The following is a 24,182-nucleotide window of genomic DNA, read 5'->3' as shown; positions in this document are numbered from 1 at the left end:
ATGCCCGTGCTCGCCCAGCAGGCCGACCCTGCAACGCTTGATGGTGTCCGGGTCACCGGCTCCAAGCGCGATACCCCGTACCTGAAGAGCGATCTGTCGGTGACGGTGCTTGATCGGCAAGCCTTGAAGGAGGCAGGTGTCACCGAGTTCCGTGATCTCGACAAGCTCGCGCCGAACGTGAAGTTCAATGCGATGGGCCAGCTCAGCAACATGTTCATCTCGATCCGCGGCATCGAGTCCAATCCGTTCCTGGTCAACCGCGCCTCGGTCTACATCGACGGCATCCCGTTCCGCGAACTGAGCAATGCCGTGCTCAACCAGGTGGAGTCGGTGGAGGTGCTGCGCGGCCCGCAGGGCACGCTGTACGGCGCCAACAGCGAATCCGGCCTGGTACTGGTGCGCACACGCGGCCCGGCTGATGCACGCGAGGGCGAGATCAACGTGCGCAGCACCTGGTTCGGCAACGGCAATGGCACCGCTCTCGATGGCTTCCTGGCAGGGCCGCTGAGCAAGACGGGCAGCCTGTCCGGCTCGGTGGCGTTCATGGGCTCGGACGAAGATGCCTACCTGAAGAACCTCACGCCCTCCGGTGCGCGCGGCAGGGTGGGTGAAGGCTACCTGCAGGGCAAGCTGCGCTGGCGGCCCAGCGACTACGTTTCGGTGAATGCGCTGGCCTACCATCTGCGCACCCGTGCACCGGGCATGTTCGAGTACGAGTACCTGCCGCTGGATACCGGCCTCTACAACCGTACCTACGGCGCCTCGCTCAATGGTGGCCGGCGTGCAGGCGATTTCACCTACATCAACGACGCGCCCAAACGCACCGAAAAGGATGAAACGGTGGCCGGCCTCAGTGCGCAGTGGCAGCTGCAGGCCGGTACGCTGGACGTGGCCGCTTCCTGGCGGGACGAGGAGGTGACCTCGGCCGGCTACGACTTCGACATGACCAACAGCCCGGCATTGGCCGGCCGCATCTACGACAGGAAGAAGGAATGGACGGCCGAGGCGCGCTTCAGCTCGCCCAGCGACCAGGCGCTGACCTGGATGGCCGGTGTGTCGACCTACCGCAACAGCAAGGATTCGATCCTCGGCACCTTCGTCGGCCCGGCGCTGCATGGGCTGGACAGCTACAACCTGGCGCCACGGCAGACCTCCAAGGGCGAGGACTACAGCGTGTTCGCCACCGCCAGCTACACCTTCCCGGGGCTGCCCAAGCTGACCGCCAGCGCCGGCCTGCGCCATGAGCAGGCGCGGCGTTCCACCGAACAGCGCGCCGGTGCGCTGGACCTGGGCGCCGGTGGCCGCGTGCTGTATCGCGATGCCGCACTGGCGCACACCTTCTCGGCCACGTTGCCGCGGGTGTCGCTGCGCTACGACGCCAGCGACGATCTGTCGTTCTATGCGGCATCGGCGAAGGGCTATATTCCGGGTGGCTTCAATCTGGCCGCGGCGCAGAGCGATGTGGTCAACGACAAGGTACTGCGCTACGAATCCGAGCGCATGTGGAGCCATGAGCTGGGCTTCAAGATGAACCTGGCCGACGGCCGTGGCCACATCGGCGGCGCGCTGTTCCACATCACCTCGGACAACTGGCAGGAAATCCAGGTGGCCACCGATGGCAACGGCCGCCCGATCTCGTCGGACTACGTGGGTTCGGATGCCTCGATCCGTTCGCGCGGTGCCGAGCTGGAGGGCGTGTTCGAAGTGCTGCCCGGTTTCACCCTGATGGCGAATGTGGGCTACGTCGATGCGAAGTACACCAGGTTGTGGGTCAGCGTGGACCAGAACCTGGATGGCAAGCGGGTCAAGCTGACGCCGCACTACACCGGCTATCTCGCGGCCCGCTACCAGTTCGAGTCGGGCGTCTATGCGCGACTGGAATCGCAGTTCACCGGCTCCAGCGCGCTGGATGAACGCAACCGTGCGTTCCAGCCGGCCGTGGTCGTGCTGGGGGCACAGCTGGGTTATGAGACCGGGCCGTGGAGCGCGCGGGTGTTCGTGCAGAACCTGACCAACAAGCGCCGCATCAACGGCCTGATCTTCGACAACCTGGCCTTCGGCCGCGACGGCAACTACTACGGCCCGGTGGACAGCCCACGCATCTTCGGCGCGGAAGTGGGGTACCGCTTCTGAGGAGGCGGGCCGCGCGCCGGCCAGCGGCCGGCGCTACCGGTGGTGGTGCGGCGCAGACGGCCCGCGCTTCCAACGAAACGGTAGTGCCGGCCGCTGGCCGGCATCTTCGGAACGCTACCGGTGCTGGTGCAATGCCCGCCGGTTGCCGATGTGCGCACATGCCAGCAGCACGCCACCACAGGCCGTGGCGACGCCGTGCCAGAGCAGCGATTCCTTCAGCGGCAGGTAGAGCGAAGCCGACAACAGCAGGATGGCGCCCGTTGCGGCCAATCGCACCGGCAGCCCGCGCCCATGCCGGTACAGCCCGGCCGTGGTACTGGCCAGCGCCAGCGTCGAGGCCATCAAGGCGAACAACCATTCCCAGCGCGACATCATCAACAGCAGCGTCATCACGCCGTGGCCGGGGTGCTGGAACGAGCGCAGCGCCATCATTGCCGCCGGCACGAAGGCCAGCAGCAGGGGCAGGGCGATGCAATGGGCGGCGCAGGCCAGTGACAGCCAGGCACCGGCCAGATCGAAACGGGGATGCCAGCGTGCCGAAGTTGGCGGCTGGGCCAGAGCCCTTGCGGGGGTCGGGGGGATGTGGTCCATTATGTTACAGAGTAACAATTGGAGTCTCCCCCATGAAGCTTCCTGCTGCTCTTTTCCTGCTGCTGGGCGCCAGCGCCGCGCAGGCCCATGACGTGCGCCAACTGGGCGCACATGTGCACGGCCAGGCCACTGTCGATCTCGCGCTTGACCAGCAGACGCTGGAATTCGCCCTGCAGGCGCCCGGCATCGGTATCCTGGATTTCGAGCGCCCACCGGCCAATGCAACCGAGCGGGCATCGCTGGCAGGTGCCACCGCCGTGCTGAAGAGCGGCAGCTGGGTCACCCTGCCCACGGCGGCCCATTGTCGTCTGGTCAGCGGTGATGCCAGGGCCGAAGGCTTCGATGCGGCCGTTGCCGTGCCCACGGCCGGGCAGCATCGTCATGCCGGCTTCAGTGCCAACCTGCAGTACCACTGTGCGAATCCGGCAGCGCTTCGTGCCCTGGTGATGCGTCTTCCCACGCAGTTCCCGGGCCTGCACGAGGTCATCGTCAACACCGCGACGGACGGTGGCCAGGGGCGCACCGTGCTGACCACGGACAACCTGCGCGTGGTGCTGTCACCGTGAGCAGCGCGGCGGTGATCAGGCTGGACGAGGTGCAGTTCGGCTATGGAATGCGGCCCGTGCTGGACATTCCCCGGTTGCTCATCGCGCAGGGCAGCAGCGTGCTGCTGCGCGGCGCCAGTGGTGGCGGCAAGAGCACCCTGCTGGGCCTGCTGGCCGGCGTACTGCTGCCCAGCCAGGGCCGTGTCGAGGTGGCCGGCCATGCGCTGCATGGGTTGCGCGGGCCCGCGCGGGATCGGTTCCGTGCCGATCATCTGGGCGTGATCTTCCAGCAGTTCAACCTGCTGCCCTTCCTCAGCGTGCGCGACAACATCGCGATGGGCCTGCGCTTCTCGCGCCTGCGCGGTGGACGCATCAGCGGTCCGCTGGATGCCGAGATCGAGCGCCTGCTGCGCGCGCTGCAGCTGGACCCGGCGCTGATGCCGCGACGTGCCGGTACGCTGAGTGTCGGCCAGCAGCAGCGCGTGGCGGCCGCACGTGCGCTGATCGGCCGGCCGGCGGTGCTGTTGGCCGACGAGCCGACCTCGGCACTGGATCGCGAGGCCGCGACCGCGTTCCTGCAGTTGATGTCCGTGCAATGCCAGGCCGCCGGCACCACGGTGCTGGTGGTCAGCCATGACGACAGCCTGCAGCCCTTGTTCGACCGCACCATCGCCCTGGCGGAAATCAACCACGCAGGTGCCGCCCATGCTTGAACTTGCCTGGGCGAGCCTGCGCAGCCGCGCGTTGAGCGTCAGCCTGACCGTGCTGGTGATCACCCTCAGCGTCGTGCTGCTGCTCGGTGTCGAGCGTGTACGCACGCAGGCGCATGAAGGCTTCGCCAGTACGGTGTCGGGCACCGACCTGATCGTTGGCGCGCGATCAGGGCCGGTGAACCTGCTGCTGTATTCGGTGTTCCATATCGGCGACCCGACCAACAACGTGTCCTGGCAGTCCTACCAGGAGCTGTCCTCTCTGCCGCAGGTGAAGTGGACGGTGCCACTGTCGCTGGGCGATTCCTGGCGCGGCTACCGGGTGGTCGGCACCAGTGGTGGCTATTTCGAGCACTACCGCTACGGCGCGGGCCATGCGCTTGCGTTCGCGCAGGGGCGGCCATTCGATGATCTGTACGATGCAGTGATCGGTGCCGAGGTGGCGCGCGCGCAGAAGGTCGGTGTTGGCGACAAGATCGTGCTGGCGCACGGCACCGGCGCGGTCACGCTGGCCACGCACGCCGACAAACCGTTCCGCGTGGCCGGCATCCTGCAGCGCACCGGCACGCCGGTGGATTCGTCGCTGCTGGTCTCGCTGCCGGCCATCGAGGCGATCCATGTCGACTGGCGTTCTGGTGTGCAGCTGCGCAGCCAGAGCGTCAGCGCCGAGCAGGCGCGCCACCTGGACCTGACCCCGACCAGCATCACCGCCTTCATGCTGGGCCTGAATTCGCGCATCGCGACGTTCTCGGTACAGCGCAGGATCAACGAGTACCCGGACGAGGCGATGCTGGCGATCCTGCCCGGCGTAACCCTGCAGCAGCTGTGGCAATCCCTGGGCACGGCCGAGCGGGCACTGCAGCTGATCAGTGCGATGGTGGTGCTGCTGGGCATGGTCTCGCTGGTGGCGCTGCTGGTCTCGACCCTGCAGGAGCGCCGGCGCGAGATGGCGGTGCTGCGTGCCATCGGTGCACGCCCGGGCTACATCGCCTGCCTGCTGGTGGTCGAAGCGGTGGCGACCAGTGCGGTGGCCTGCGTGCTGGCACTCGTGGTGCTGGTGCTGGCGAGCCTGGCCGGGCGCGCGTATGTGCTGGCCAACTTCGGCCTGTCGATCACCCACATCTGGCCGGATGGCCGCGAACTGGCGTGGGCCGCGGGCGTACTGGCAATCAGCGCGGTGGCCGGGCTGGTACCGGCGTTTCTGGCCTATCGGCGCACGCTGGCCGATGGCCTGTCGCCGGGAGGCTGAGCATGCGCTGGTTGCCGCTGTTGCCAGTCTTGCTGGTGCTGACCGCCTGCGAACGCTCGGTGGATACCGGCGTGCAGGCGCTGCCGCCGTCACCGGTGGTCGATCACGATGCCTCGGCAGCCGCCGAAGAACAGGAGCTGGACTGGCTGCAGATGATGCCCAGGGACGAGCTGGCCGCGCTGGAACGCGGCGAGGGCCCGGAAGTCGAGCACAACGGCAACCGGCGCATGCCGCAGTTCGGTACGTTCCGTACCGTGGACACCGTACTGCAGCGGCCGGTGCGCCTGCCCGGCTACGTGGTGCCGCTGGCCAACGCACAGGACGGGCGCCTGACCGAATTCCTGTTCGTGCCGTACTACGGCGCCTGCATCCACGTGCCGCCACCGCCACCGAACCAGATCGTGCACGTGGTGCTGCCACGCCCGATCGAGATGCCGGACATGTACTCGCCGTTCTTCCTGGCCGGCACCCTGCGTGCCGAACGGCTGGATGACGATCTGGCCGGTTCGGCCTACACCATGCGTGACGCTCAGCTGAGGCCGTATGAACCGTAGTGTCATGATCGGACTGACCTGCTGCCTGGGCCTGTTGGGGTGCACGCAGGCGGGGGGGGACGCCATGGCCCCCAGCGCAGCACCAGGCGCTGCGCGGCCGGCCACGACCGAGGCTCCCATCGATCGCTGGGACGCGCTGCGGCCCGATGAAGTGACCTACCAGCGCCCACCGCCGCAGATCGGCCTGTCACGCAATGGCATGGACGGGGTGGGCGGGCTGATCGACGACTCCGGCTCGGGCACGCCACCGGGGCAGGAGATCGACCACTCCAGCCCGGACCGCGCCAAACAGTTCGGTTCCTCGCAGGTGGTCGATGCTGCCGATGGCCGCGCCGTGGACCTGGATGGCTACGTGGTGCCGCTGGGTACCAACGATGCCGGCCTGGTCGATGAACTGCTGTTCGTGCCGTTCTACGGTGCATGCATCCATGTGCCGCCGCCGCCGCCGAACCAGATCATCCACGTGACCCTGGCCACGCCGATCGCACTGGGCGACCTATGGGATCCGTACCGGTTGGCCGGCCGCCTGCAGGTGAAGCGCTTCGATGCGGACATTGCCAGCGCGTCCTACGATGCCGCAGCGGCGACACTGACGGCGATCCACAACTGATGCGCACGCGTTGGATCATGGTTGCCGGGGTGTTGGTCACCAGCGTGGTGTTGCTGGTGTGGTGGCACCTGCACGCCGACGTCACCGAGCCACCGGCGATCGCCTTCCCGGCACCCGCGGCCGATGCCAGCCAGCGCATCGAACAACGTCTCGGCGAAGACCACGCTTTTCGCAACGATGTGCTGTTCCTGCTGGCGGCCACGTTGCGCGACCGCTGCGTGCCGGCACAGGCGGGGTTGCTGGCGCGCATGGCCAATCGTGCATCGCTGCCGGTGCTGGCCGCGGTCAGTGCGGTGACCCAGCAGGATCCAATGCTGGACCGGCCGATCTACCAGTACATCCAGCATCGCGCCGATGCCACGCGCTGCGGCCAGCCGCTGCAGATGCCGTTGGCCGGTGGGCGCAGCATGGAGGTGGACATCGAGCAGTACGCGCGCACCTTCCCGGACAGCTACTTCGACCCGCAGCGCAGCACTGAGCCGCGGGATTTCGGCGGCCTGTCGCTGCAGCAGCGGGCCGGTAACGCCTGCAACAGCGTGGTGTATTCGGTGTTGCCGCTGGGTGGCACCGATTGGCGATGCAGCAGCCTGCGCGCCAATGCGCGTGCGCGGGTGCGGGGCCTGTGCGAGGACGAGCTGCGGCGCCAGCATGGGGCAACGGGCGGGGAACTGGACATGGCCGTGGGGCAGGGCATGCAGGGTGCGGTGGTGTCGGCGATTGCCGCGCTGCCGGAAGACTGCCGATAAGCGTTTACCAGTAGAGCCAGGCCATGCCTGGCTGGCGGTTCAGCCAAGCAGACTTGCCCCTACAGACCCTGAACTGGTGGATTCCGAAGATCATAACTATACAGGATATCCGGTATAGTTATGGCCGTACTCGATCCCACCAGGTTCTCCCATGGCTTTGTCCCAGCCCCTGGCCGGTGCTCCGGCCCTGTCGCGTGCCCGTCGCTGGGCACTGTTGTTCACCGTCGCCGCCGGCCTGCTGCTGGTCACCCTCGACAACTCCGTGCTGTACACCGCACTGCCCACCCTCACCGAGGAACTCTCGGCCAGTGCCGGCCAGGCGCTGTGGATCATCAACGCCTATCCGCTGGTGATGGCCGGCCTGCTGCTCGGCGCCGGCACGCTCGGTGACCGCATCGGTCACCGCCGCATGTTCCTGATCGGCCTGGTGGTGTTCGGTATCGCCTCGCTGGCGGCGGCCTTCGCCGACAGTGCCGCACAGCTGATCGCCGCCCGTGCATTCCTGGCGGTCGGTGCGGCGGCAATGATGCCGGCCACGTTGGCGTTGATCGGCCTGAGCTTCCACGAAGAGCGCGAGCGCAACATTGCCATCGCGATCTGGGGCTCGGTGGCCATCGTCGGTGCAGCGCTGGGTCCGATCATCGGCGGCTGGCTGCTGCAGCACTTCTGGTGGGGCTCGGTGTTCCTGATCAACGTGCCGGTGGTGGTGGTCGCATTCGTGGCCACGCTGCTGCTGGCACCGGAAGGCCAGCGCGATACCTCGCGGCCGTGGGATCTGGTGTCTTCGTTGCTGGCATTGGCGGCGCTGTCCGGCCTGGTGCTGGCGATCAAGTCACTGATCGCTACGCCGCCGTCGTATGCGCTGGGTGCCGGTGCGCTGTTGCTGGCCGTCATCAGCGGCGCGGCGTTCGCACGTCGCCAGCAGCAGTTGCCGTACCCGTTGCTGGACTTCGCGATCTTCCGCAATCCGGCGTTCCTGGCCGGCACGCTGTCGGCGGTGTTCACCCTGTTCGCGATGGCCGGCCTGCAGCTGGTTACAACCCAGCGTTTCCAGCTGGTGGCGGGCTTCACACCGCTGCAGGCAGGCCTGCTGGTATCGGTGGCGGCGCTGGGCAGCCTGCCGAGTGCACTGCTGGGCGGCAGCATCCTGCACCGCGTGGGCCTGCGTCCGCTGATCTGTGGTGGCCTGGCGGCTGGCGTCGTGGGTGTCGGTGTTGTGGCGTTCGGCTTCCCGCACGGCCTCGGTTGGGTGGTGGCCGGCATGGCGATCACCGGTTTCGGCATGGGCTCGGCCATCTCGGTGGCGTCCACTGCCATCCTCAACAACGTACCAGCGCACCGCGCGGGCATGGCCTCGTCGGTGGAAGAGGTGTCCTACGAGTTTGGTGGCCTGCTCGCTGTGGCGATGCTGGGCAGCCTGAGTGCGGCAATGTACGGTGCCTTCCTGCCGGTCTCGGCCGACATGCCCGAGCTTGCCCGCGAAGGCTTCACCCAGGCGCTGCATGCCGCACGCGAAAGCGGGCAGGGCGAGTGGTTCGCGCTGGCTGCGGCCGCATATGACCGTGGCTACCAGATCGTGCTGCTGGTGATCACGGTGGTGCTGGCAGTGGGCGCGGCGATCATCGCGCGCCTGCTGCGGGGGCGCGTCGGTGGCCGCGAGGGTGCGGCCGATCGCGTAAAATGACGCGATGAGAACCAGCAAGCGCGACCGCATCCTCGACGCCGCCGTCAACGTGATCAATCGTGACGGCGTGCGCGCGGTGACCTTCGAGTCGGTGGCCGCCGAGGCCAAGCTGACCCGCGGCGGCCTGCTGTACCACTTTCCGTCGCGCGAGGCGCTGCTGCGCGGTATCGACGAGCACCTGGTGCAGGCCTGGGAGACGTCGATGGAAACGCTGCTGGGCAAGCGTGCGGAGGAAGCATCGGCGCTGGAGCGCTACCAGACCTTCGTGCGCGTCTCGGCGCAGAGCGCCACCCGTGCCGAACTGATGTTCATGCTCGAATCCGCCGACCCGGACGCCGACGAGCGCCCGTGGGGACCGGCAGTGCGGCGCTGGGCGCCGTTGCCGCCGTCGGCCGGAGAACAGGATCCGGCCGCGCTAGACAATTTCGTAGCGCGGCTGGCCGCCGATGGCCTGTGGATCTACGAAGCGATGTACGAAGGGCAGCTGGATGAAAGCGTGCGCGCCCAGGTGGCCGAACGCATCGCGGGGCTGCTGGCGAAGCCCGACGGGTCACCGCCCTTGTAGAGTCGAGCCATGCTCGACTGCTCGTCGGTCAGACAACGAAATCCCGCGCTGCGCGCGATAGTCGACCAGCGGTCGACTCTACCCCTTTCCATTTACCCAGCCTGTGCTGCGGTCGCCGCCAACCACGCCCTGGGCGACGCCCCCAACCGCTTGCGGAACGCCTTCGACAACGACGCGGTATCGGCAAACCCGACTTCAATCGCCACCTGCTTGACCGCCACCCCGGCACGCAGCTGCGCACAGGCCAGGCTCAGCCGCCAGTCGAGCAGATAGCTTGCCGGCGTCGCCTGCATCACCTCCTTGAACACGGCTGCGAACGCGCTACGCGACATGCCGGCGGTCGACGCCATGCGCGGCAGCGTCCATTCGTCCTGCGGCGCCTGGTGCATCGCCACCAGCGTGCGTGCCAGCCGCGCGTCGGACAGCCCGCGCATCAGCCCGTGGCTGACCCCGGCCGCATCGGGATGATCCACCACCCAGCGCAGGATCTGGATCAGCGCCACCTCGAACAGCCGGTTGGTCAGCAGCCGCGAACCGCAGCGTTGGCGGTCGGCCTCGGTGAACAGCAGATGCAGGGTGTCGTCCAGCTCGTCGATCGCGGCGAGCGGCACCACCATCACCGGCGGTAGCGACTGCACGATAGGGTTGCGCGCGCCACCATCGAAGTCGAGCGTGGCGCAGGTGAAGTCGGGGCCATCCAGCGGCGCATTGAAGAACACGTGGTGCAGTGGCTGCGGGTACAGCAGCAGGCTCGGGGTGTCGATCCTCAACCGTGGCAGCGCGGTATCGCCATCGGGATGGCGGACCTCCATCTCACCCTGGCGCAGGATGTGCAGGAACGCACGACCGGGCTGCGGCTCGAAGACATGGCGCCCGCACAGCGGACCGCTGTGGAACAGCGCGGCCTGCACCCGGAAGCGTTCCAGCAGAGAGGAGAGGCGGTCGGGCGCGGTGGTGTCGAGGGAAATGCTCATGGACGTATGGACAAAAGATGTGGCTGATACGGCCTGATCCGTCCAATAAGTCTACCTAGGATGAGCGGGTCGTCCAATCCCGGGCGCTTTCCCAAGGAGATCCACCATGTCCCGTGTCCCCCTGATCGATGCCGCCAACACCACCGCCGACCGCCAGGCCCTGCTGGGCCAGGTCCACGCCGCCTTCGGTGCCACCCCGGCCATGTTCCGCGCGGTGGCCAATTCGCCGGCCGCCCTGCAGAGCATGTGGGGCTCGTTCGGCGCACTGGGCGGCGGTCGCCTGTCGCCGCTGCTGGGCGAGCAGATCGCCGTCGCCATCGCCAACCGCAATGCCTGCGAATACTGCCTGGCCGCGCACACGGCGCTGGGTCGCAAGGCCGGCGCCAGCAGCGAGCAGATGGCTGCCGCGCAGATCGGCCAGTCCAGCGATCCGGCCACTTCGGCGGCGCTCGACTTCGCGCTGAAGGTGGTCGAGCAACGTGCGCAGATCGCCGACAGTGATGTGCAGGCGTTGCGCGCAGCCGGCTTCGATGACGAGCAGATCGTCGAGATCCTCGCCCATGTGGCACTCAACCTGTTCACCAACTACGTCAACGTCGCGTTCGACGTGCCGGTGGACTTCCCGAAGGTGGCGCTGCGCTGAGATGCGGTTCGGCCCGGGTGGCAGTGGGCCGCCCGGGCCGGTCGAAATGGAGCAGACGGCGTGGTCGGCGCTACCTGTCGTCCGCCTGCAGCCGCTCAGGATGGGTATACACATTGAACCCGCTCTCCCGCGCGAATCCGACCAGGCACAGTCCGGCACTGCGGGCCAGGTCGATCGCCAGCGCGGTCGGCGCCGACACGGCTGCCAGCACGCTGGCACCCGCACGTATCGCCTTGCTGACCATCTCATAGCTGGCGCGGCTGGAAATCACCAGCAACCCGCCGTCGATGGCGTGCTCGTTGTGATGCAGGGCGCCGATCAGTTTGTCCAGCGCGTTGTGGCGGCCCACGTCCTCGCGCACCCAGCCGATGCGCCCACTGGCATCGGCCCAGGCGGCGGCGTGAGTCGAGCCGCTTACCGCATTCATCGGCTGATGTTGTGCCAGCGTGGCCAGTGCCCGCTGCAACGCGGCATGCGGATAGGTGCGACGCTCGCGGATCTGCGGCAGCGGGCGCAGCACATCCTCCAGCTGGCGCGTGCCGCACAGGCCGCAGCCACCGCGACCGGGCAGCAGGCGGCCATTGGCCGGATCCAGATCGGCACCGGGTGCGTCTTCGGAAACGGTCATCTGCAGTTCGATGCCCTCCAGCTGCGGGCGGACCTCGATCGACAGCAGTTGCGAGGGCGTATTGATCAGCCCCTCGCTGAGCGAGAAACCCAGCGCGAAGTCTTCCAGGTCGCAGGGCGTGGCCATCATCACTGCGAAGGCGGCGCCGTTGTAGCGCAGTGCAACCGGCACTTCCTCGGCCACCACGTCGACCTGCTGCTGGTGCCCCTCGCTGCGCCAGCGCTGCAACGGGCGCTGGGCCGTGCCGGCAGGCGGGGTGTGCGGCGGGGTCGAGTCAGGCATGCAGCGCGTCCGGGCAAGGGAAATACGCAGGTGGTGGACCACCCACGGCTTCGAGAATAGCGCAGTGGCCGGGCGCTGACGCGGGTGTAACCGTTGTCATGGCAGGCTGCGCTGAAAACAGCGTTTGCCTCTGGCGAAGCGGCCTTGTCCGTGCTTGACTGCGGGGCTGGCCGCGCTCCAGACGCCGTATCCGGCCCATCCCGCGCCGTTGATTGTTGTGTTCCTCCCGCCAGGTTCCCGAACATGTCCGAGCAGAAGCCGCCGCGCTACAAGCCCTACAACCAGCCGGCCGGTGGCTGGGGTGCCGCCGGCGCCACGGCCAAGGTGCTGTTGCAGCAGAGCGTGATCGGCAAGGGCTCGAAGGCGCTGCTGGCGATGAACCAGCCCGGTGGCTTCAAGTGCCCCAGCTGCGCGTTCCCCGATGCCGACGAACGCAAGAAACTGGAATTCTGCGAGAACGGTGCCAAGGCGCTGGCCTGGGAAGCCACCCAGTTCCGTGCTGGCCGCGAGCTGTTCGCCCAGCACACGGTCACCGAGCTGATGGCGCAGACCGACTACTGGCTGGAAATGCAGGGCCGGCTGACCGAGCCGATGCGCTACGACGCGGCGACCGACCATTACGTGCCGTGCAGCTGGGACGACGCCTTCGCGCTGATCGGCCGCCACCTGCAGGCGCTGGACAGCCCGCACCAGGCCGAGTTCTACACCTCCGGCCGCACGCCCAACGAAGCTGCATTCCTGTATTCGATCTTCGTGCGCGAGTTCGGCACCAACAATTTCCCGGACTGCTCGAACATGTGCCACGAGCCGACCAGCCGCGGCCTGCCGCCGGCCATCGGGGTGGGCAAGGGCACCATCGTGCTGCAGGATTTCGAGCACGCCGAGGCGATCTTCGTGATCGGCCAGAACACCGGCACCAATTCGCCGCGGATGATGAGCAACCTGGTCGAAGCGCGCAAACGCGGCATCCCGATCGTGGCGGTCAACCCGATGCCCGAGCGCGCGCTGATCCGTTTCGCCGAGCCGCAGGATGTGGTGCAGATGGCCACGTTCGGTTCGACCGAGATCACCAGCGAGTTCGTGCACATCCGCATCGGCGGCGACCTGGCCCTGATCAAGGGCATGATGAAGGTGATGTTCGAACGCGAGGCGCAGGGCGAGCGTGTGCTCGACCATGAGTTCCTGGCCGAACACACCGTAGGCCTGGAGGCATTGCGCGAGGATGTGCTGGCGCAGGACTGGGACGAGATCGTGCAGGTCTCCGGCATCACCCAGGCGCAGATCCGCCGCTGCGCCGAGATCTACATCCGCTCCAAGGCCACCGTGATCTGCTACGGCATGGGTCTGACCCAGCATCAGTATGGTTCGACCCTGCTGCAGCAGGTGGCCAATCTGCTGATGCTGCGTGGCAACTTCGGCAAGCCCGGTGCCGGCATCGGGCCGATCCGTGGCCACTCCAACGTGCAGGGCGACCGCACCGTCGGCATTGACGAGAAACCCAGGCCGGCCTATCTGGACCGCGTGCAGCAGGTGTTCGGCTTCGAGCCGCCGCGTGAGCATGGTCACCACGTGGTCGAGTCGATCGAGGCAATGCTGGATGGCAGCGCCAAGGTGTTCATCGGCCTGGGCGGCAACTTCATCCACGCGGTACCGGATACGCCGCGTGCGTACGAGGCCATGCGCGGCCTGGAGCTGACGGTCGGCATCGCCACCAAGCTCAACCGCGGCCATCTGGTACATGGCCGCGATGCGCTGATCCTGCCGGTGGTCGCGCGTTCGGAGCGCATCGTCACGCCGGCCGGCGAGCAGTTCGTCACCATCGAAGACGCCATGTCCAATGTCACCGCCTCGCGCGGTGTGCTGGAACCGGTCAGCGCGGAGGTACTGCCCGAGGTCGAAATCGTCTGCCGCATGGCGATGGCCACGCTGCCGCACAGCAGGGTCGACTGGGCCGGCTGCATGCATGACTACACACCCATCCGTGAGCTGATCGCGGCGGTGTACCCGGAGATCTACACCGGCTTCAACGAGCGCATCCAGCAGCCGCACGGCTTCCATCTGGACATTCCACCGCGCCGCCGCGTGTGGCCCACGCCGAATGGCAAGGCCAACATCCTGGTGATGCCGGGCCTGGACGTGGACGCGCCGGTGGACGACCCCGAGATGCTGCGGTTGGCCACGGTGCGCTCGCACGACCAGTACAACACCACCATCTACAGCTACAACGACCGCTATCGCGGCGTGTACAACGATCGCATGGTGCTGTTCATGAACATCGAGGACCGGCTGGCACGCGGGCTGGAGAAGGAGGCGCTGGTCTACCTGGAGACCATCAGCGGTGATGGCGTGCAGCGGCGCATCGAGGGCCTGACCGTACTGGACTACCCGATGCCGCGCGGCGCCCTGGCCGGTTACTACCCGGAACTGAACCCGTTGTTGCCGCTGGACTACTACGATCGGGTCAGCGGTACCCCAGCGGCCAAGTCGATCCCGGTGCGGATGAGCGCAATGGTGGCGGCGATTGCGTGATGCGTTCATCGGCTATCATCGTCCGGTGAACCTGCCTGGCCTGCTGCTGCGATGGATGCTCCTCCTTGCCCTGGTGCTGAACGCACCGGCGCTTGCGATTGCCTCATCCTCGTACGCGGCGCAGTCCAGCGCGGACCATTGCGCCGCACCGCATTCGGCGGCCATGGCCGGATGCTGCGACGAGGCAGCATCAACGGTCTGCCAGAGCAATGAGTGCGAATGCCCGCCGGCCAGCCTCGGCATGCTGGCCACCCTGAGCGGAACGCCAGCGTCACCCTGGCGTGAGGCGCCTTTGCCAGCCAGCGCCCAGCAACGCGCACCGCCGCCGTTGCCGGATCCGCTACGGCCTCCCATCGTGTGATTCCCTGCAGGCCTCAAGCGCCTGCCGTAGCTGCTCGACTCATTCTCGACTCTGCCTGTGCCTTCGATGCGCAGGCAGCGGGCCGCGTTGCCCGCATCTGCAAAGGAATCAACACCATGAACCGTTCTCTCTCCCTCGGCCTGCTGCTGGGCACCGTACTGGCCACGACCGCCTGCGCACGCGCTGCCGAAGAATCGCCTGCCGCGCCGGTTGCCAGCGAAACCCCGGCCGCACCGATCAAGTCCAGCCCGTCGAAGGTGGATCCGGCACTGCCCATCGCCATCGTGCACAAGACCGCAAGCTGCGGCTGCTGCGGTATCTGGGTCGACCACCTGAAGGCCGAAGGCTTCCAGGTGGATGTACGCAATACCGATGACATGAACCCGATCAAGGTCCGGCTGGGTGTGCCGGTTGGCAAGGCCTCCTGCCACACCGCCGAGATCGGTGGTTACGTGGTTGAAGGCCATATCCCGGCCGAAGACATCAAGCGACTGCTGGCCGAACGTCCGGCGGCGCGTGGGCTGGTGCTGCCCGGCATGCCGGCCGGTTCGCCGGGCATGGAAATGCCGGACGGCTACGTGCAGCCGTATACCGTCGAGCTGGTACGCACCGATGGCACCACCGAGCCGTTCGCGCAGCACGGCCAGGGCGGCTGATGGTCGCGGGTGCCGGTCGTCCTGACCGGCACCCTGCGCCGCGTCCCGTGTAGAGCCGAGCCCACGCTCGGCTTGCTTTTTGTAGAGTCGAGCCATGCTCGACTGCTCTGCTCGACGCTACAGAATCAGCGGGCCCCAGCGACTTCCTTGGCCAGCTGCACGTCGAACTTCTGTTCGGCCGCATCCGCGTAGGCCTTGCAGGTCAGCGCCTTGGCGTTGGCCTTGCTGCCCGCGGCGTAGTCCCAGTTGCTGGCACCCGGATGCGGTGTCAGCAACACGTCGCAGGGCAGCGCCCGCACCGTGGCGAAGCTGCGCCTGTAATCCTCGATCAGGTGCGGATAACGGGGGTTGCCCTGCAGCTGGTAGCCCGGTGCACTCAGGCTGTCGGCGTAGGCGATGCGCACCGGCTTGCCCTCGCGGGTATCGGTCCAGGTCCACGCGGTGCTGCCCGGGGTGTGCCCCGGCATGAAGTGCGCAGTGAACGCGATGCCGCCCACCGTGATCACTTCGCCATCCATGACGATGCGGTCTGCACTGGCAGGCGGGTAGGTGATGCCATCGCCGAAGTGCAGATCGTCGCTGCCACCGCGCGCCAGCAGCACCGCCGATTCGGCGTTGGCCGCTACTTTGGCGCCCGTACGGCGCTTCAGCTCCGCCACCGGCCCGGCATGGTCGGCGTGCGCGTGGCTGAGCAGGATCAGCCGCAGGTCCTGCGGCGCCACGCCGCGCACCTTCATGTTGCTGATGAGGTGGCCGGCCATCTGCGGCATGCCGCCGTCGAGCAGCACCGCGCCCTCGGCGGTCTGTACCAGCAGGGCGGTCAGGTCCTGCGTGCCGATCTGCCAGGTGTGGTCGGCAATCTGCAGCGGTGCCATCGGCTGCAGCCAGGAGGTGTCTACGGTGTAGGCGCGCAGCTGGGGCAGAGGGGCTTCGGTGGCGCTGGCGTGCGCGACCGGAAGAGCAGCGGCCAGTGTGACGGCGAGCAGGAAAAAACGCATGGTTCACGTCCGTTTGAAGGAGGCCTTGAAACTATCATGGGGCCTCAGTTGGCTGAATCGCATACTTCTTATCGGAGCCATTAGCACACTGATGGTACGTCCGCTGCCTCTGGCAGAGTCAGTTGGCGCCCAGCCTCAGGAAGGAGGTCGAATATCGGTAAAGATCAAACTGTCGACCGTGAAGCCTCGCAGCGAGCAAGAGTAGTGGCAAACGTTTCTCCCTTGAACGGCTAGGTCCTCTATAGCTCTCTAGAATCTGCTCTGAAAGAGTGGGGGGCTCAATTTCATCGTCGACGCTTGACATGTCGGGAATTACTGCGTTCCTTGCAAGTAACTGTAAGGCATCCCAATGGGGAAGAAGGCGCAATCTTTGGTTCGTGACCTGACTGACGTCATCCTTTGCGTCCATGAGAAGGATTTTTCGCGAGCCATCCACCAATGCCTTGAAAGAGGCGGGATGCCCGAAGCGAAGACATGCCAGGAAGCAGTCTACTAATGGTACAGCTTCCATCACCGATTCGCGCGTATGGATGAATGCTGTGATCATCGTGATTGCTTGCTCTTGGTCACGAAGCGTCAGCGAGAATGTCTTCGAAAACTGCGGAAATGCATCCATGTACTCGCCTTTGAGGACGCGTTTTCCCTTCTCGTCGGATTGAATGGCTAGCACCGCATGCTCAAAGTCGCGGCCATTTGGAAGATGAATTTCGCTAGGCAATACGTGCTTTTCTTCAGGAGTGATGCACGTGGCTACCAGGTGCGTGGAGTAGATCTCCGGCTTAGGTTGTCGCAAGTGGAACTCGTAGTCGAAGAACTTCCGAAGGTAGAGTTCGCCATCCACGTGGGCGCCATATACCGATCGAACCGCCGCTGGGAGATTTCCTTGATCCGTTGCAATGAGGAAGGAAATTCCAGGAACATCAAAGTAGTGTTTGATCCGCTCAAGCGTCCTGATCGCGTGATCCGGACGGCAGCGATCGAGCTCGTCAATGATCAGCAGTATTGGAGCAGGGATACGGTCTCGCTCTTGATGAGTAACCAAGCATCTTGCCTCAACTAGAACATCTCTAAAGTCCTTTTCTGCTGAGCTTCGGTCCTTCTGCATGTCAAGTAGTCGCTCTGCAAACGCGCCTGCGGATCGAAGGACGTCGCCGCTTCCCGGTGTATGAAGGTCGGCGACGATCGAAGCTGCGGGAAGCATGATCTTGGATCCGAACTTGGCAAGGCGCGATACACAGCCATCGATCCTCTCTGCAAGGGATTCATTGTGCTTCCTGAAATCTTCAAGATGCAGCGAAAGTTCGGCAATGATGGCGACAAGTGGATCGGCGCAATCATCGGTCTTCCACGCATCTATGCGAATTGTGGGAATTCCTTTAGCGATCTTCATGTGAAGGGCGAGACGTCTTAGAAATACGGTCTTCCCGCTTCCCCACGGAGACTGAAGTGAGATCACCAATGGAGCATCTGTACTGGATGCGATCAGTCGAGCAAGCATCTCTCCCTCTGGCTCCCGCTCAAATGGATCGCCGCTCCAGGGTGCTGACTCGTCGATTCTTGGACCCGCAGCCTTTTTAAGGAGTGTCATTCCTAACCTATCATTTCATTCAAGAAAGAAATGATAGTACTAGCTACGGGTGGGTGTTCCAGCGCCTGGGACGGCGCTGGAACGAGCTCGTCAGTACCGGTACTGCCACCCCAGCGTCAGCACCCGGCCGCGCCCGGAGAAGTAGCTCGGGTTCGACGGCGTGGTCTGCGAGTAGTAGCTGATGTACTGCCTGTTGGCCAGGTTCTGCACGCCCAGCGTGAAGGCGTGCTTGTCCAGCGTATAGCGGGCCACCAGGTCCACCGTGGTGTAGCCCTTGAACTCGGCCACGCGTGCCCCCTGCAGGTCGAAGTCGCGGTCGAAGGCATGGCTAGCCTGCAGGCGGGTGCTCAGCTGCGGCGTCCAGTTCTGTTCCCAGAATGCCGTCAGCCGGTTTGGCGCGATGTTGACGCCAGCCAGATCGCTGTCGAGACGCCCATCGACGTTGGCGTCGTAGCGGCCGTTGGCGCGCGCGTAGCCCAGGCCCAGCCGGCTGTCGCCCAGGCGCAGGCGCAGGTTGGTTTCGAAGCCTTCCACCCGGGTGGCCTGGCGCTGCACCGCGTAGGCGTCGATGCCCGGGTCGTAGATCAGCACCGAGCCGAGCTTGGATTCGGACGTGTAGTAGGCGATGTCGCCGCTGAAGCGGCCATCGTCGTACTCCAGGCCGATCTCGCGGTTGTCCGACACCACCGGTGACAGGTCGATGAGATTGTCGACGCGCTGGCCGTCGCTGTTGATCGCGCGCAGCACGCGGCCGACGTCGGCCACGGTGTAGCCTTCGGAGTAGGAAGCGTAGGCATTGAGGCGATCGTTGATGTACCAGACCGCGCCGAAGTTGGGCAGGGTCTCGCTCATGGTCGGCTTGCCGCCGGCCACCTTGCGCGCGCCATAGCGCGGCAGGGTGGTGTAGTCGCCCACGTCCAGCTCGCCCTTTTCGTAGCGCAGGCCGCCGGACAGCATCAGGTGGTCGGTTGGCCACCAGTGCAGCTGCAGCAGTGGCGACAGGCTCTGGTAGGTGGTCTGCGGCACCCAGTTCATGCCACTGGCCAGCAGCACCTGGTGGGTGCGGTCACGCAGGCCGTCCAGGCCCAGGGTCACATCCAGCGTGGTATCGGCAATGCGGGTCCAGCTCTGGGTCAGCTTGAAGCCGCGCTTGTCCGATTCGTTCTGGGTCTGGTCCCAGGCGGCATTGGCGCCGGTATTGCCCCACGGGTCCCACTGGCTGGCGCCATAGCGACCTTCGAAGTCGACCGCGAACGCCTGTGCCTGGAAACGGCCGCCCAGCAGTTCAGCGGCGCTGTAGTCCACGGTCAGCGAACGCGAGCGGTTCATCGGCGGATCCAATGGAGTGTCGCCGGGCACCGAAAGGGTCGGGCGGCCGGTGCGGTAATCACCGTTCACCGCCAGGTAGTTGTCCAGCCCGCGCAGCTCGTAGCGGTTGGCCATCAACTGCAGGCGGTGGCCCTCGGCAATGTTCCAGCCCAGCTTGGCGAACACGTTCGACGAGGTCGAATCCATCAGTTCGCCCTGCGCGTTGGTGCCGATCGAACGGCCCTCGCCGTCATGGAACAGCCCCTGCTTCTCGTAGGCGAGGCCGGCAACCAGGTCGAACTGCTCGCCGCGCATGCCGACCAGTGCCGAACCACGCTGGCCATTGTCATCACTGCGGCGGGGCAGGGCAGAGCTGTAGCTGACGTTGGTGTCGAGCAGGAAGCTGCCCGGCTCGCTGGGCGCGCTGCGGGTGATGATGTTGACGATGCCACCGGTACCGCCGATGCCCTGCAGCGCATTGGCACCATGGATGACCTCGATGCGTTCGATCATCGCCGGATCGATGGTGTGGGAATCACGTGAGCCATCGCGCAGCGGCGTCGACTGTGGCACGCCGTCGACCATGTACAGGATGCCGCGGCCACGCATGGTTTCACCGTAGTTGGACATCTTTTCGCGCGCCGGTGCGAATGCCGGTATCTGCGACGACAGCACGCGCGAGACATCCGAACCCAGTGCCAGCTGCTGGGCAATGTCTTCGCGGGTCAGCACGGTGATGGTGTTCGGCATGGCGGTCTCGCCCTGTGGCATGCGCGCGGTCGAGGCCGATACCGTGACGCGGGCCAGCGAGGTTGGCGCGGTCGAGGCGGTGGCCCGCGCCTGGGTGCTTGCTTTCATTGGCGCAGCGGCGGCGCTCACCACGAACACGCCTGGCGAGCGCTCCTGCAGCGTCAGACCGTGCCCGGCCAGCAGGCGCTGCAGCGCGTCGCGCGGGGTGTAGCGGCCATCCAGCGCCGGGGCCGTGCGGCCGCTCACGCTGTCGGCCGCGAACAACAGCTGGATGCCAGTCTGACGGGCCAGTGTGTTGAGCGAGGCCTGCAGCGAACCCGCTGGCAGATGCAGCTCCACGGGCGCGGACGCGGTGGTCTGCGCGGCAGCGGGCAATGCGGCGCAGAGGCAGGCGGCGAGCAGGGTGGGGGTCAGCCGGCGCAGGGCGGCGGGCAGAACGGGGCGGGTCATGCGGGGTCCTTCGGAGGGGTTCAAGCACCTGCCGGATGGGACGGCGCGCAACCCACCCTGGTGATGCCGATCAATCGCGTCGGCGCAGATGCAGGCTGCCATCGCCTGCCGTATGCACCTGTACCGGCAGGATGTCCGGCAACAACGACACGGCGGTCTCGGCGCGGTCGGCATCGAAGACGCCCGAGACTTTCAGCGGGCCCAGCGTCGGGTCGTCCAGCACGATCGGACGGTCGTGGTAGCGCTGCAGGACCCGCAGCACCTCGGCCAGCGGCAGTTGATCGAACTGCAGCCGGCCATGGGTCCAGTCGGCCTGGTCCGGGTCGATCGCTTCCGGTGGAGAGATCGACCCGGGCTGGGCCAGCAGGCGCTGCCCGGGTGCCAGGCGCTGCTCGCTGGTGCCACCCTCAACGCGCACGCCCACGTCGCCGCGCCAGAGCGTCACTTCGCTCAGCTCGCCCTGGCGATCCACGTCGAACACCGTGCCGTAGTTGCGTACATGCACCGGCCCGGCGTCCACCTCGAAGCGTCGCCACCCCGAGTGCTGCACCTCGAATCGTGCGCGCCCCTGCATCAGCACCACCTGCCGCGAACGCAGATGACGACGCACCTGCAGGTGGGTGCCGGCGTCGAGCAGCAGGTGGCTGCCGTCGGCCAGATCCAGTTCGCGACGCTCACCCACGGCGGTGCGATGGTCCTGCACCTGCCAGGCTGGGTCGATCAGCAGCAGGGCGGTGACCACCAGTCCAAGTGCGGGCAGCACAACCCTGGCCGTGCGGCCGCCGCGACGACGCTGGAGCACCTGCGGGTCCGGCAACGGAAAGCGCTCCTTCAGGGCGTCCCGATGCTGGTCGAGCACCTCGTCGGTGGACGGCGCCTGCGACGGCTGCGGTCGCGCGGGGGGCTCGGGTGCGCGGCTCATGAGCGTGCGGCCTGCTGGTGGCAGTCAGCCATGGCCAGGCGCAGGTGGCGTTCTACCGCCTTCAGGCCGATGCCCATCCGCTGCGCGACCTCCGCCTGGGGCAGTTCATGGATCTTGTGCAGGATGAAGACCTGCTGGCGCCGGCATGGCATCCGCGCAATGGTGACGCTCAGGCGCTCCAGCGCCTGCTGGCCCTGGGCCTGCTGCTCGGGCCCCGGGCAGGGGCAGGCCCCTTCGGGCAGCTCGGCACGTGGTTCCACCCAATGCCGGCGCAGATCCTCGGCGCGGCAGCGATCAACCGCAGCGTCGTGGGCGATCCGGCGCAGCAGTGCGATCGGCTGCCGCGCGTCGGGCACGGCCGGGCGTTCCAGCAGGCGCACACAGACATCGTGCACCACCTCGCGGGCCAGTCCGGGCGAACGGAAACGACGGCGCAGGTAGTCCACCAGTTCCTCGTAGTGGCGCACCAGCGAAGACACCAGTGGCAGCACAGGTGGGTGGGATGAGGGCAGCTGGGACATCCGGACGGGCAGCAAGGGCGAAGGGCGGGCGCGGGGAGGCATCCCTGCGCGATGACGCAATACTAATGGGAACCGTTCGCGTTTGCCATGTGTGGCGGATCCTGCCGATTGTTCGCGGCGGCTGGAAGGTGAAACCACGATCATCGGCTGGAGCGCAGAATCGGCCCGGGCTAGCCTGCCTGCAGGCTCAAGGAGATCGATACATGCATGTGCTTCTGGTGATCACCGCGGGCATCCTGCTGCTGGGGGTGTTCCTGCTGTTCGGCCATCTCTGGAGCGTGGGCAGCTCGCAGCTGCCCACCGCGCTGGTCGCATTCATCGCCACCTGGCTGCTGGTGGCCGTGACCAACATGTGGGTAGGCGTCAGCAAGGCCGGCTATGCGGTACGCGAGGAGCTGCCGATCCTGCTGCTGGTGTTCGCGGTGCCGGCATTGCTGGCCGGTGTCCTGTGCTGGCGCCTGGCGCGCTGAAGGAGTGCCATGAGTCCCCGACTGCGCCTGCCCGCGCTGCGCCACCGCGATGGCCATCATGCCCGTGTGACCTACGAAGAGCTGTTCTTCGACCTGGTCTACGTGTTTGCCGTTACCCAGCTCAGCCACCACCTGCTGCACCACCTGGACCTGGCCGGCGTGCTGCAGACCCTGGTGCTGTGGTTCGCAGTCTGGCTGGGCTGGCAGTACGCCTGCTGGGTCAGCAACTGGTTTGATCCACAGGCGCCACGCATCCGTGGCCTGTTGTTCGCCACCATGCTGCTGGCGCTGTTGATGTCCTCATCCATCCCCGAGGCGTTCGACGATCGTGCGTGGATGTTCGCCGGTGCCTACGCCACGATGCAGGTCGGGCGAACGGCCTTCGTGCTGCTCGAGGTTGGCCGCAACCATCCGTTGGCGCCGAACTTCCGCCGCATGCTGGCCTGGGTGAGCGTTTCGGCCTGCTTCTGGCTGGCGGGCGCTGCGGCCGAAGGTCCTCTGCGGCTGGCGTTGTGGGCGATGGCGGTGGCCTGCGAGTACATTTCGCCGATGTTCGGCTTTGCATTCCCGGGCATGGGGCGTTCGCACACCCGGGACTGGACCATCGAGGGTGGCCACCTGGCCGAACGCTGCCAGCTGTTCGTCATCGTCGCACTGGGCGAGACCCTGCTGGCCACCTGCGGCGTACTCAGTGAGGTCGAGCACTGGAGCGGGGAGGTGGTATCGGCGGTGCTGGCCACGTTCGCCGGCACCATCGCCATGTGGTGGCTGTACTTCGGCATCTCCAGCCACGATGCCACCGAGGCCATCAGCCACGCCGAAGATCCCGGTCGGATGGGCGCCAACTTCCACTACGTGCATGCACTGCTGATCGCCGGCATCATCGCCACGGCCGTCGGCAACGATCTGGTCATGGATCATCCCGGCGCGGCGGTCACCCCGGTGTACGCCACCGTGCTGGTGGCGGGCCCGTTGATCTACCTGCTGGGCAGCGCCCTGTACAAGCGGGTGGTGTATGGGCGTGCGCCCTGGTCGCATCTGTTCGGTGCCGTGGCGCTGGTGGTGCTGGGCGTGCTGTTGCCGCAGACCCATCTGCTGGCCGCCGGTTGGCTGACCAGTGCGGTGCTGCTGGCGGTGGGGCTGATGGATACGCGCTTGAAGCAGCGCCTGCAGCGCGCCTGATCCGCACGGCGGCCGGTACTGCTTGCGCAGGCGGGCGATGAGAGTAGCGTGGGCAGTGGGTGCTCTGGGAACCGGGAGTGGCACAGCATGCAGAACGTTCCGCAGTGGCTGGTCTGGGCCGGCCTGTCAGCCTGCTTCGCCGCGCTGACCGCGCTGTTCGCCAAGGTGGGCGTCAAGGGCGTCGACTCGGACCTGGCCATGGCCATCCGCACCCTGGTGGTGGCGGCGGTGATCCTGCCGCTGGTGGTGGTCACCGGCAAGTGGTCCAATCCGCTGCTGCTGCCCGGGCGCACCCAGCTGTTCCTGGTGCTCTCCGCGCTGGCCACCGGCGCGTCGTGGCTGTTCTACTTCCGCGCGCTGCAGAGCGGTGAGCTGGCCAAGGTGGCGGTGGTCGACAAATTCAGCGTGGTGCTGGTGATCGTGCTCGCCTACCTGTTGCTGGGCGAACGGCCCAGCCTGCGGGAGTGGAGCGGCATCGGCCTGGTGGTGGCCGGGGTGATCGTACTGGCGACGAAGAAGTAGCAGCATTCCAT

Annotated in this window: 23 protein-coding genes; 15 read left to right on the top strand and 8 right to left on the bottom strand. The window is 66.5% G+C overall.

From position 1 onward, the window contains the following. The gene (locus tag D5301_RS09260; RefSeq protein ID WP_153855460.1) at positions 1–2,133 is read left to right on the top strand and encodes a TonB-dependent receptor; all 2,133 of its coding nucleotides are present in this window, start codon (positions 1–3) and stop codon (positions 2,131–2,133) included. A 114-nt stretch (positions 2,134–2,247) separates the two neighbouring features. Here D5301_RS09260 and D5301_RS09255 read toward each other — a convergent pair whose 3' ends face one another. Then, entirely contained in the window at positions 2,248–2,724 is a 477-nt protein-coding gene (locus D5301_RS09255) for a MerC domain-containing protein (protein WP_153855459.1), read from the bottom strand. A 32-nt stretch (positions 2,725–2,756) separates the two neighbouring features. On the opposite strand from D5301_RS09255, the gene D5301_RS09250 reads away from it, so the two are divergent. The 8 genes from D5301_RS09250 (at position 2,757) to D5301_RS09215 (ending at position 9,387) form a co-directional block, all read left to right on the top strand. Then, on the top strand, positions 2,757–3,290 hold the full coding sequence (locus D5301_RS09250) for a DUF2796 domain-containing protein (protein WP_153855458.1): 534 nt from the start codon (positions 2,757–2,759) through the stop codon (positions 3,288–3,290). Further along, positions 3,287–3,982 carry an ATP-binding cassette domain-containing protein gene (locus D5301_RS09245; protein WP_324187297.1) on the top strand — a complete coding sequence of 232 codons (696 nt, stop codon included), beginning with the start codon at positions 3,287–3,289 and terminating at the stop codon, positions 3,980–3,982. The genes D5301_RS09250 and D5301_RS09245 overlap by 4 nt, the downstream gene beginning before the upstream one ends. Beyond that, positions 3,975–5,228, top strand: a complete 1,254-nt coding sequence (locus tag D5301_RS09240) for an ABC transporter permease (protein ID WP_153855457.1) — start codon at positions 3,975–3,977, stop codon at positions 5,226–5,228. The genes D5301_RS09245 and D5301_RS09240 overlap by 8 nt, the downstream gene beginning before the upstream one ends. Positions 5,229–5,230: 2 nt before the next feature. Continuing rightward, a complete protein-coding gene (locus D5301_RS09235; RefSeq protein ID WP_153855456.1) occupies positions 5,231–5,782 on the top strand; it encodes a DUF3299 domain-containing protein in 552 nt (183 codons plus the stop codon). After that, on the top strand, positions 5,772–6,392 hold the full coding sequence (locus D5301_RS09230) for a DUF3299 domain-containing protein (protein ID WP_153855455.1): 621 nt from the start codon (positions 5,772–5,774) through the stop codon (positions 6,390–6,392). The genes D5301_RS09235 and D5301_RS09230 overlap by 11 nt, the downstream gene beginning before the upstream one ends. After that, positions 6,392–7,138 carry a hypothetical protein gene (locus D5301_RS09225; protein WP_153855454.1) on the top strand — a complete coding sequence of 249 codons (747 nt, stop codon included), beginning with the start codon at positions 6,392–6,394 and terminating at the stop codon, positions 7,136–7,138. Before D5301_RS09230 ends, D5301_RS09225 begins: the two co-directional genes overlap by 1 nt. Before the next feature lie 151 nt (positions 7,139–7,289). Beyond that, a complete protein-coding gene (locus D5301_RS09220) occupies positions 7,290–8,822 on the top strand; it encodes an MFS transporter (RefSeq protein WP_153855453.1) in 1,533 nt (510 codons plus the stop codon). A gap of 4 nt (positions 8,823–8,826) precedes the next feature. After that, on the top strand, positions 8,827–9,387 hold the full coding sequence (locus D5301_RS09215; protein WP_153855452.1) for a TetR/AcrR family transcriptional regulator: 561 nt from the start codon (positions 8,827–8,829) through the stop codon (positions 9,385–9,387). A 92-nt stretch (positions 9,388–9,479) separates the two neighbouring features. Here D5301_RS09215 and D5301_RS09210 read toward each other — a convergent pair whose 3' ends face one another. Next, positions 9,480–10,361, bottom strand: a complete 882-nt coding sequence (locus D5301_RS09210) for an AraC family transcriptional regulator (RefSeq protein WP_153855451.1) — start codon at positions 10,359–10,361, stop codon at positions 9,480–9,482. Between the two features lie 106 nt (positions 10,362–10,467). Here D5301_RS09210 and D5301_RS09205 point away from each other — a divergent pair, with 106 nt between their 5' ends. Beyond that, positions 10,468–11,004: a peroxidase-related enzyme gene (locus D5301_RS09205; protein ID WP_032129465.1), complete on the top strand. Its 537-nt coding sequence runs from the start codon at positions 10,468–10,470 to the stop codon at positions 11,002–11,004. A gap of 70 nt (positions 11,005–11,074) precedes the next feature. On the opposite strand, the gene fdhD is transcribed toward D5301_RS09205, so the two are convergent. After that, on the bottom strand, positions 11,075–11,914 hold the full coding sequence (fdhD, locus tag D5301_RS09200) for a formate dehydrogenase accessory sulfurtransferase FdhD (RefSeq protein ID WP_032129466.1): 840 nt from the start codon (positions 11,912–11,914) through the stop codon (positions 11,075–11,077). Between the two features lie 243 nt (positions 11,915–12,157). On the opposite strand from fdhD, the gene D5301_RS09195 reads away from it, so the two are divergent. After that, on the top strand, positions 12,158–14,443 hold the full coding sequence (locus D5301_RS09195; protein WP_153855450.1) for an FdhF/YdeP family oxidoreductase: 2,286 nt from the start codon (positions 12,158–12,160) through the stop codon (positions 14,441–14,443). 477 nt (positions 14,444–14,920) lie between these two features. After that, positions 14,921–15,460 carry a DUF411 domain-containing protein gene (locus tag D5301_RS09190; RefSeq protein ID WP_153855449.1) on the top strand — a complete coding sequence of 180 codons (540 nt, stop codon included), beginning with the start codon at positions 14,921–14,923 and terminating at the stop codon, positions 15,458–15,460. Positions 15,461–15,585: 125 nt separating this feature from the next. Here D5301_RS09190 and blaL1 read toward each other — a convergent pair whose 3' ends face one another. The 5 genes from blaL1 to D5301_RS09165 all read right to left on the bottom strand — a co-directional run bounded on the left by blaL1 (position 15,586) and on the right by D5301_RS09165 (position 21,997). Next, positions 15,586–16,458 carry a L1 family subclass B3 metallo-beta-lactamase gene (blaL1, locus tag D5301_RS09185; protein WP_153855448.1) on the bottom strand — a complete coding sequence of 291 codons (873 nt, stop codon included), beginning with the start codon at positions 16,456–16,458 and terminating at the stop codon, positions 15,586–15,588. Positions 16,459–16,576: 118 nt separating this feature from the next. Then, positions 16,577–18,046, bottom strand: coding sequence for a P-loop NTPase fold protein (locus tag D5301_RS09180; protein WP_153855447.1), 1,470 nt, complete (start codon positions 18,044–18,046; stop codon positions 16,577–16,579). Between the two features lie 90 nt (positions 18,047–18,136). Next, positions 18,137–20,554, bottom strand: a complete 2,418-nt coding sequence (locus D5301_RS09175; protein WP_153855446.1) for a TonB-dependent receptor — start codon at positions 20,552–20,554, stop codon at positions 18,137–18,139. 70 nt (positions 20,555–20,624) lie between these two features. Then, the gene (locus D5301_RS09170) at positions 20,625–21,476 is read right to left on the bottom strand and encodes a FecR domain-containing protein (protein ID WP_153855445.1); all 852 of its coding nucleotides are present in this window, start codon (positions 21,474–21,476) and stop codon (positions 20,625–20,627) included. Further along, positions 21,473–21,997 (bottom strand): RNA polymerase sigma factor, encoded by a 525-nt coding sequence (locus D5301_RS09165; protein WP_153855444.1) that lies wholly within the window; start codon positions 21,995–21,997, stop codon positions 21,473–21,475. The genes D5301_RS09170 and D5301_RS09165 overlap by 4 nt, the downstream gene beginning before the upstream one ends. Before the next feature lie 203 nt (positions 21,998–22,200). On the opposite strand from D5301_RS09165, the gene D5301_RS09160 reads away from it, so the two are divergent. The 3 genes from D5301_RS09160 (at position 22,201) to D5301_RS09150 (ending at position 24,171) form a co-directional block, all read left to right on the top strand. After that, entirely contained in the window at positions 22,201–22,467 is a 267-nt protein-coding gene (locus D5301_RS09160; RefSeq protein ID WP_153855443.1) for a hypothetical protein, read from the top strand. 9 nt (positions 22,468–22,476) lie between these two features. After that, positions 22,477–23,649 (top strand): low temperature requirement protein A, encoded by a 1,173-nt coding sequence (locus D5301_RS09155; RefSeq protein ID WP_153855442.1) that lies wholly within the window; start codon positions 22,477–22,479, stop codon positions 23,647–23,649. Positions 23,650–23,736: 87 nt separating this feature from the next. Beyond that, positions 23,737–24,171, top strand: a complete 435-nt coding sequence (locus D5301_RS09150; RefSeq protein WP_153855441.1) for an EamA family transporter — start codon at positions 23,737–23,739, stop codon at positions 24,169–24,171. The last annotated feature ends 11 nt before the right edge of the window (positions 24,172–24,182 follow it).

The organism is Stenotrophomonas sp. MH181796 (genome assembly GCF_009659995.1).
Classification (GTDB): domain Bacteria; phylum Pseudomonadota; class Gammaproteobacteria; order Xanthomonadales; family Xanthomonadaceae; genus Stenotrophomonas; species Stenotrophomonas riyadhensis.
The sequence above is the reverse complement of the archived record's forward strand: the minus strand, read 5'-3'. Positions and strand labels throughout refer to the sequence as shown.

Bases quoted from the DNA above. Each gene is read 5' to 3' on its own strand.
- fdhD (WP_032129466.1), bottom strand. From the start codon at position 11,914: ATGCCTGACTCGACCCCGCCGCACACCCCGCCTGCCGGCACGGCCCAG.
- D5301_RS09210 (WP_153855451.1), bottom strand. From the start codon at position 10,361: ATGAGCATTTCCCTCGACACCACCGCGCCCGACCGCCTCTCCTCTCTG.
- D5301_RS09195 (WP_153855450.1), top strand. From the start codon at position 12,158: ATGTCCGAGCAGAAGCCGCCGCGCTACAAGCCCTACAACCAGCCGGCC.
- D5301_RS09150 (WP_153855441.1), top strand. From the start codon at position 23,737: ATGCAGAACGTTCCGCAGTGGCTGGTCTGGGCCGGCCTGTCAGCCTGC.
- D5301_RS09240 (WP_153855457.1), top strand. From the start codon at position 3,975: ATGCTTGAACTTGCCTGGGCGAGCCTGCGCAGCCGCGCGTTGAGCGTC.
- D5301_RS09255 (WP_153855459.1), bottom strand. From the start codon at position 2,724: ATGGACCACATCCCCCCGACCCCCGCAAGGGCTCTGGCCCAGCCGCCA.
- D5301_RS09260 (WP_153855460.1), top strand. From the start codon at position 1: ATGCCCGTGCTCGCCCAGCAGGCCGACCCTGCAACGCTTGATGGTGTC.
- D5301_RS09175 (WP_153855446.1), bottom strand. From the start codon at position 20,554: ATGACCCGCCCCGTTCTGCCCGCCGCCCTGCGCCGGCTGACCCCCACC.
- D5301_RS09225 (WP_153855454.1), top strand. From the start codon at position 6,392: ATGCGCACGCGTTGGATCATGGTTGCCGGGGTGTTGGTCACCAGCGTG.
- D5301_RS09215 (WP_153855452.1), top strand. From the start codon at position 8,827: ATGAGAACCAGCAAGCGCGACCGCATCCTCGACGCCGCCGTCAACGTG.
- blaL1 (WP_153855448.1), bottom strand. From the start codon at position 16,458: ATGCGTTTTTTCCTGCTCGCCGTCACACTGGCCGCTGCTCTTCCGGTC.
- D5301_RS09165 (WP_153855444.1), bottom strand. From the start codon at position 21,997: ATGTCCCAGCTGCCCTCATCCCACCCACCTGTGCTGCCACTGGTGTCT.
- D5301_RS09170 (WP_153855445.1), bottom strand. From the start codon at position 21,476: ATGAGCCGCGCACCCGAGCCCCCCGCGCGACCGCAGCCGTCGCAGGCG.
- D5301_RS09220 (WP_153855453.1), top strand. From the start codon at position 7,290: ATGGCTTTGTCCCAGCCCCTGGCCGGTGCTCCGGCCCTGTCGCGTGCC.
- D5301_RS09205 (WP_032129465.1), top strand. From the start codon at position 10,468: ATGTCCCGTGTCCCCCTGATCGATGCCGCCAACACCACCGCCGACCGC.
- D5301_RS09235 (WP_153855456.1), top strand. From the start codon at position 5,231: ATGCGCTGGTTGCCGCTGTTGCCAGTCTTGCTGGTGCTGACCGCCTGC.
- D5301_RS09180 (WP_153855447.1), bottom strand. From the start codon at position 18,046: ATGACACTCCTTAAAAAGGCTGCGGGTCCAAGAATCGACGAGTCAGCA.
- D5301_RS09155 (WP_153855442.1), top strand. From the start codon at position 22,477: ATGAGTCCCCGACTGCGCCTGCCCGCGCTGCGCCACCGCGATGGCCAT.
- D5301_RS09190 (WP_153855449.1), top strand. From the start codon at position 14,921: ATGAACCGTTCTCTCTCCCTCGGCCTGCTGCTGGGCACCGTACTGGCC.
- D5301_RS09160 (WP_153855443.1), top strand. From the start codon at position 22,201: ATGCATGTGCTTCTGGTGATCACCGCGGGCATCCTGCTGCTGGGGGTG.
- D5301_RS09250 (WP_153855458.1), top strand. From the start codon at position 2,757: ATGAAGCTTCCTGCTGCTCTTTTCCTGCTGCTGGGCGCCAGCGCCGCG.
- D5301_RS09230 (WP_153855455.1), top strand. From the start codon at position 5,772: ATGAACCGTAGTGTCATGATCGGACTGACCTGCTGCCTGGGCCTGTTG.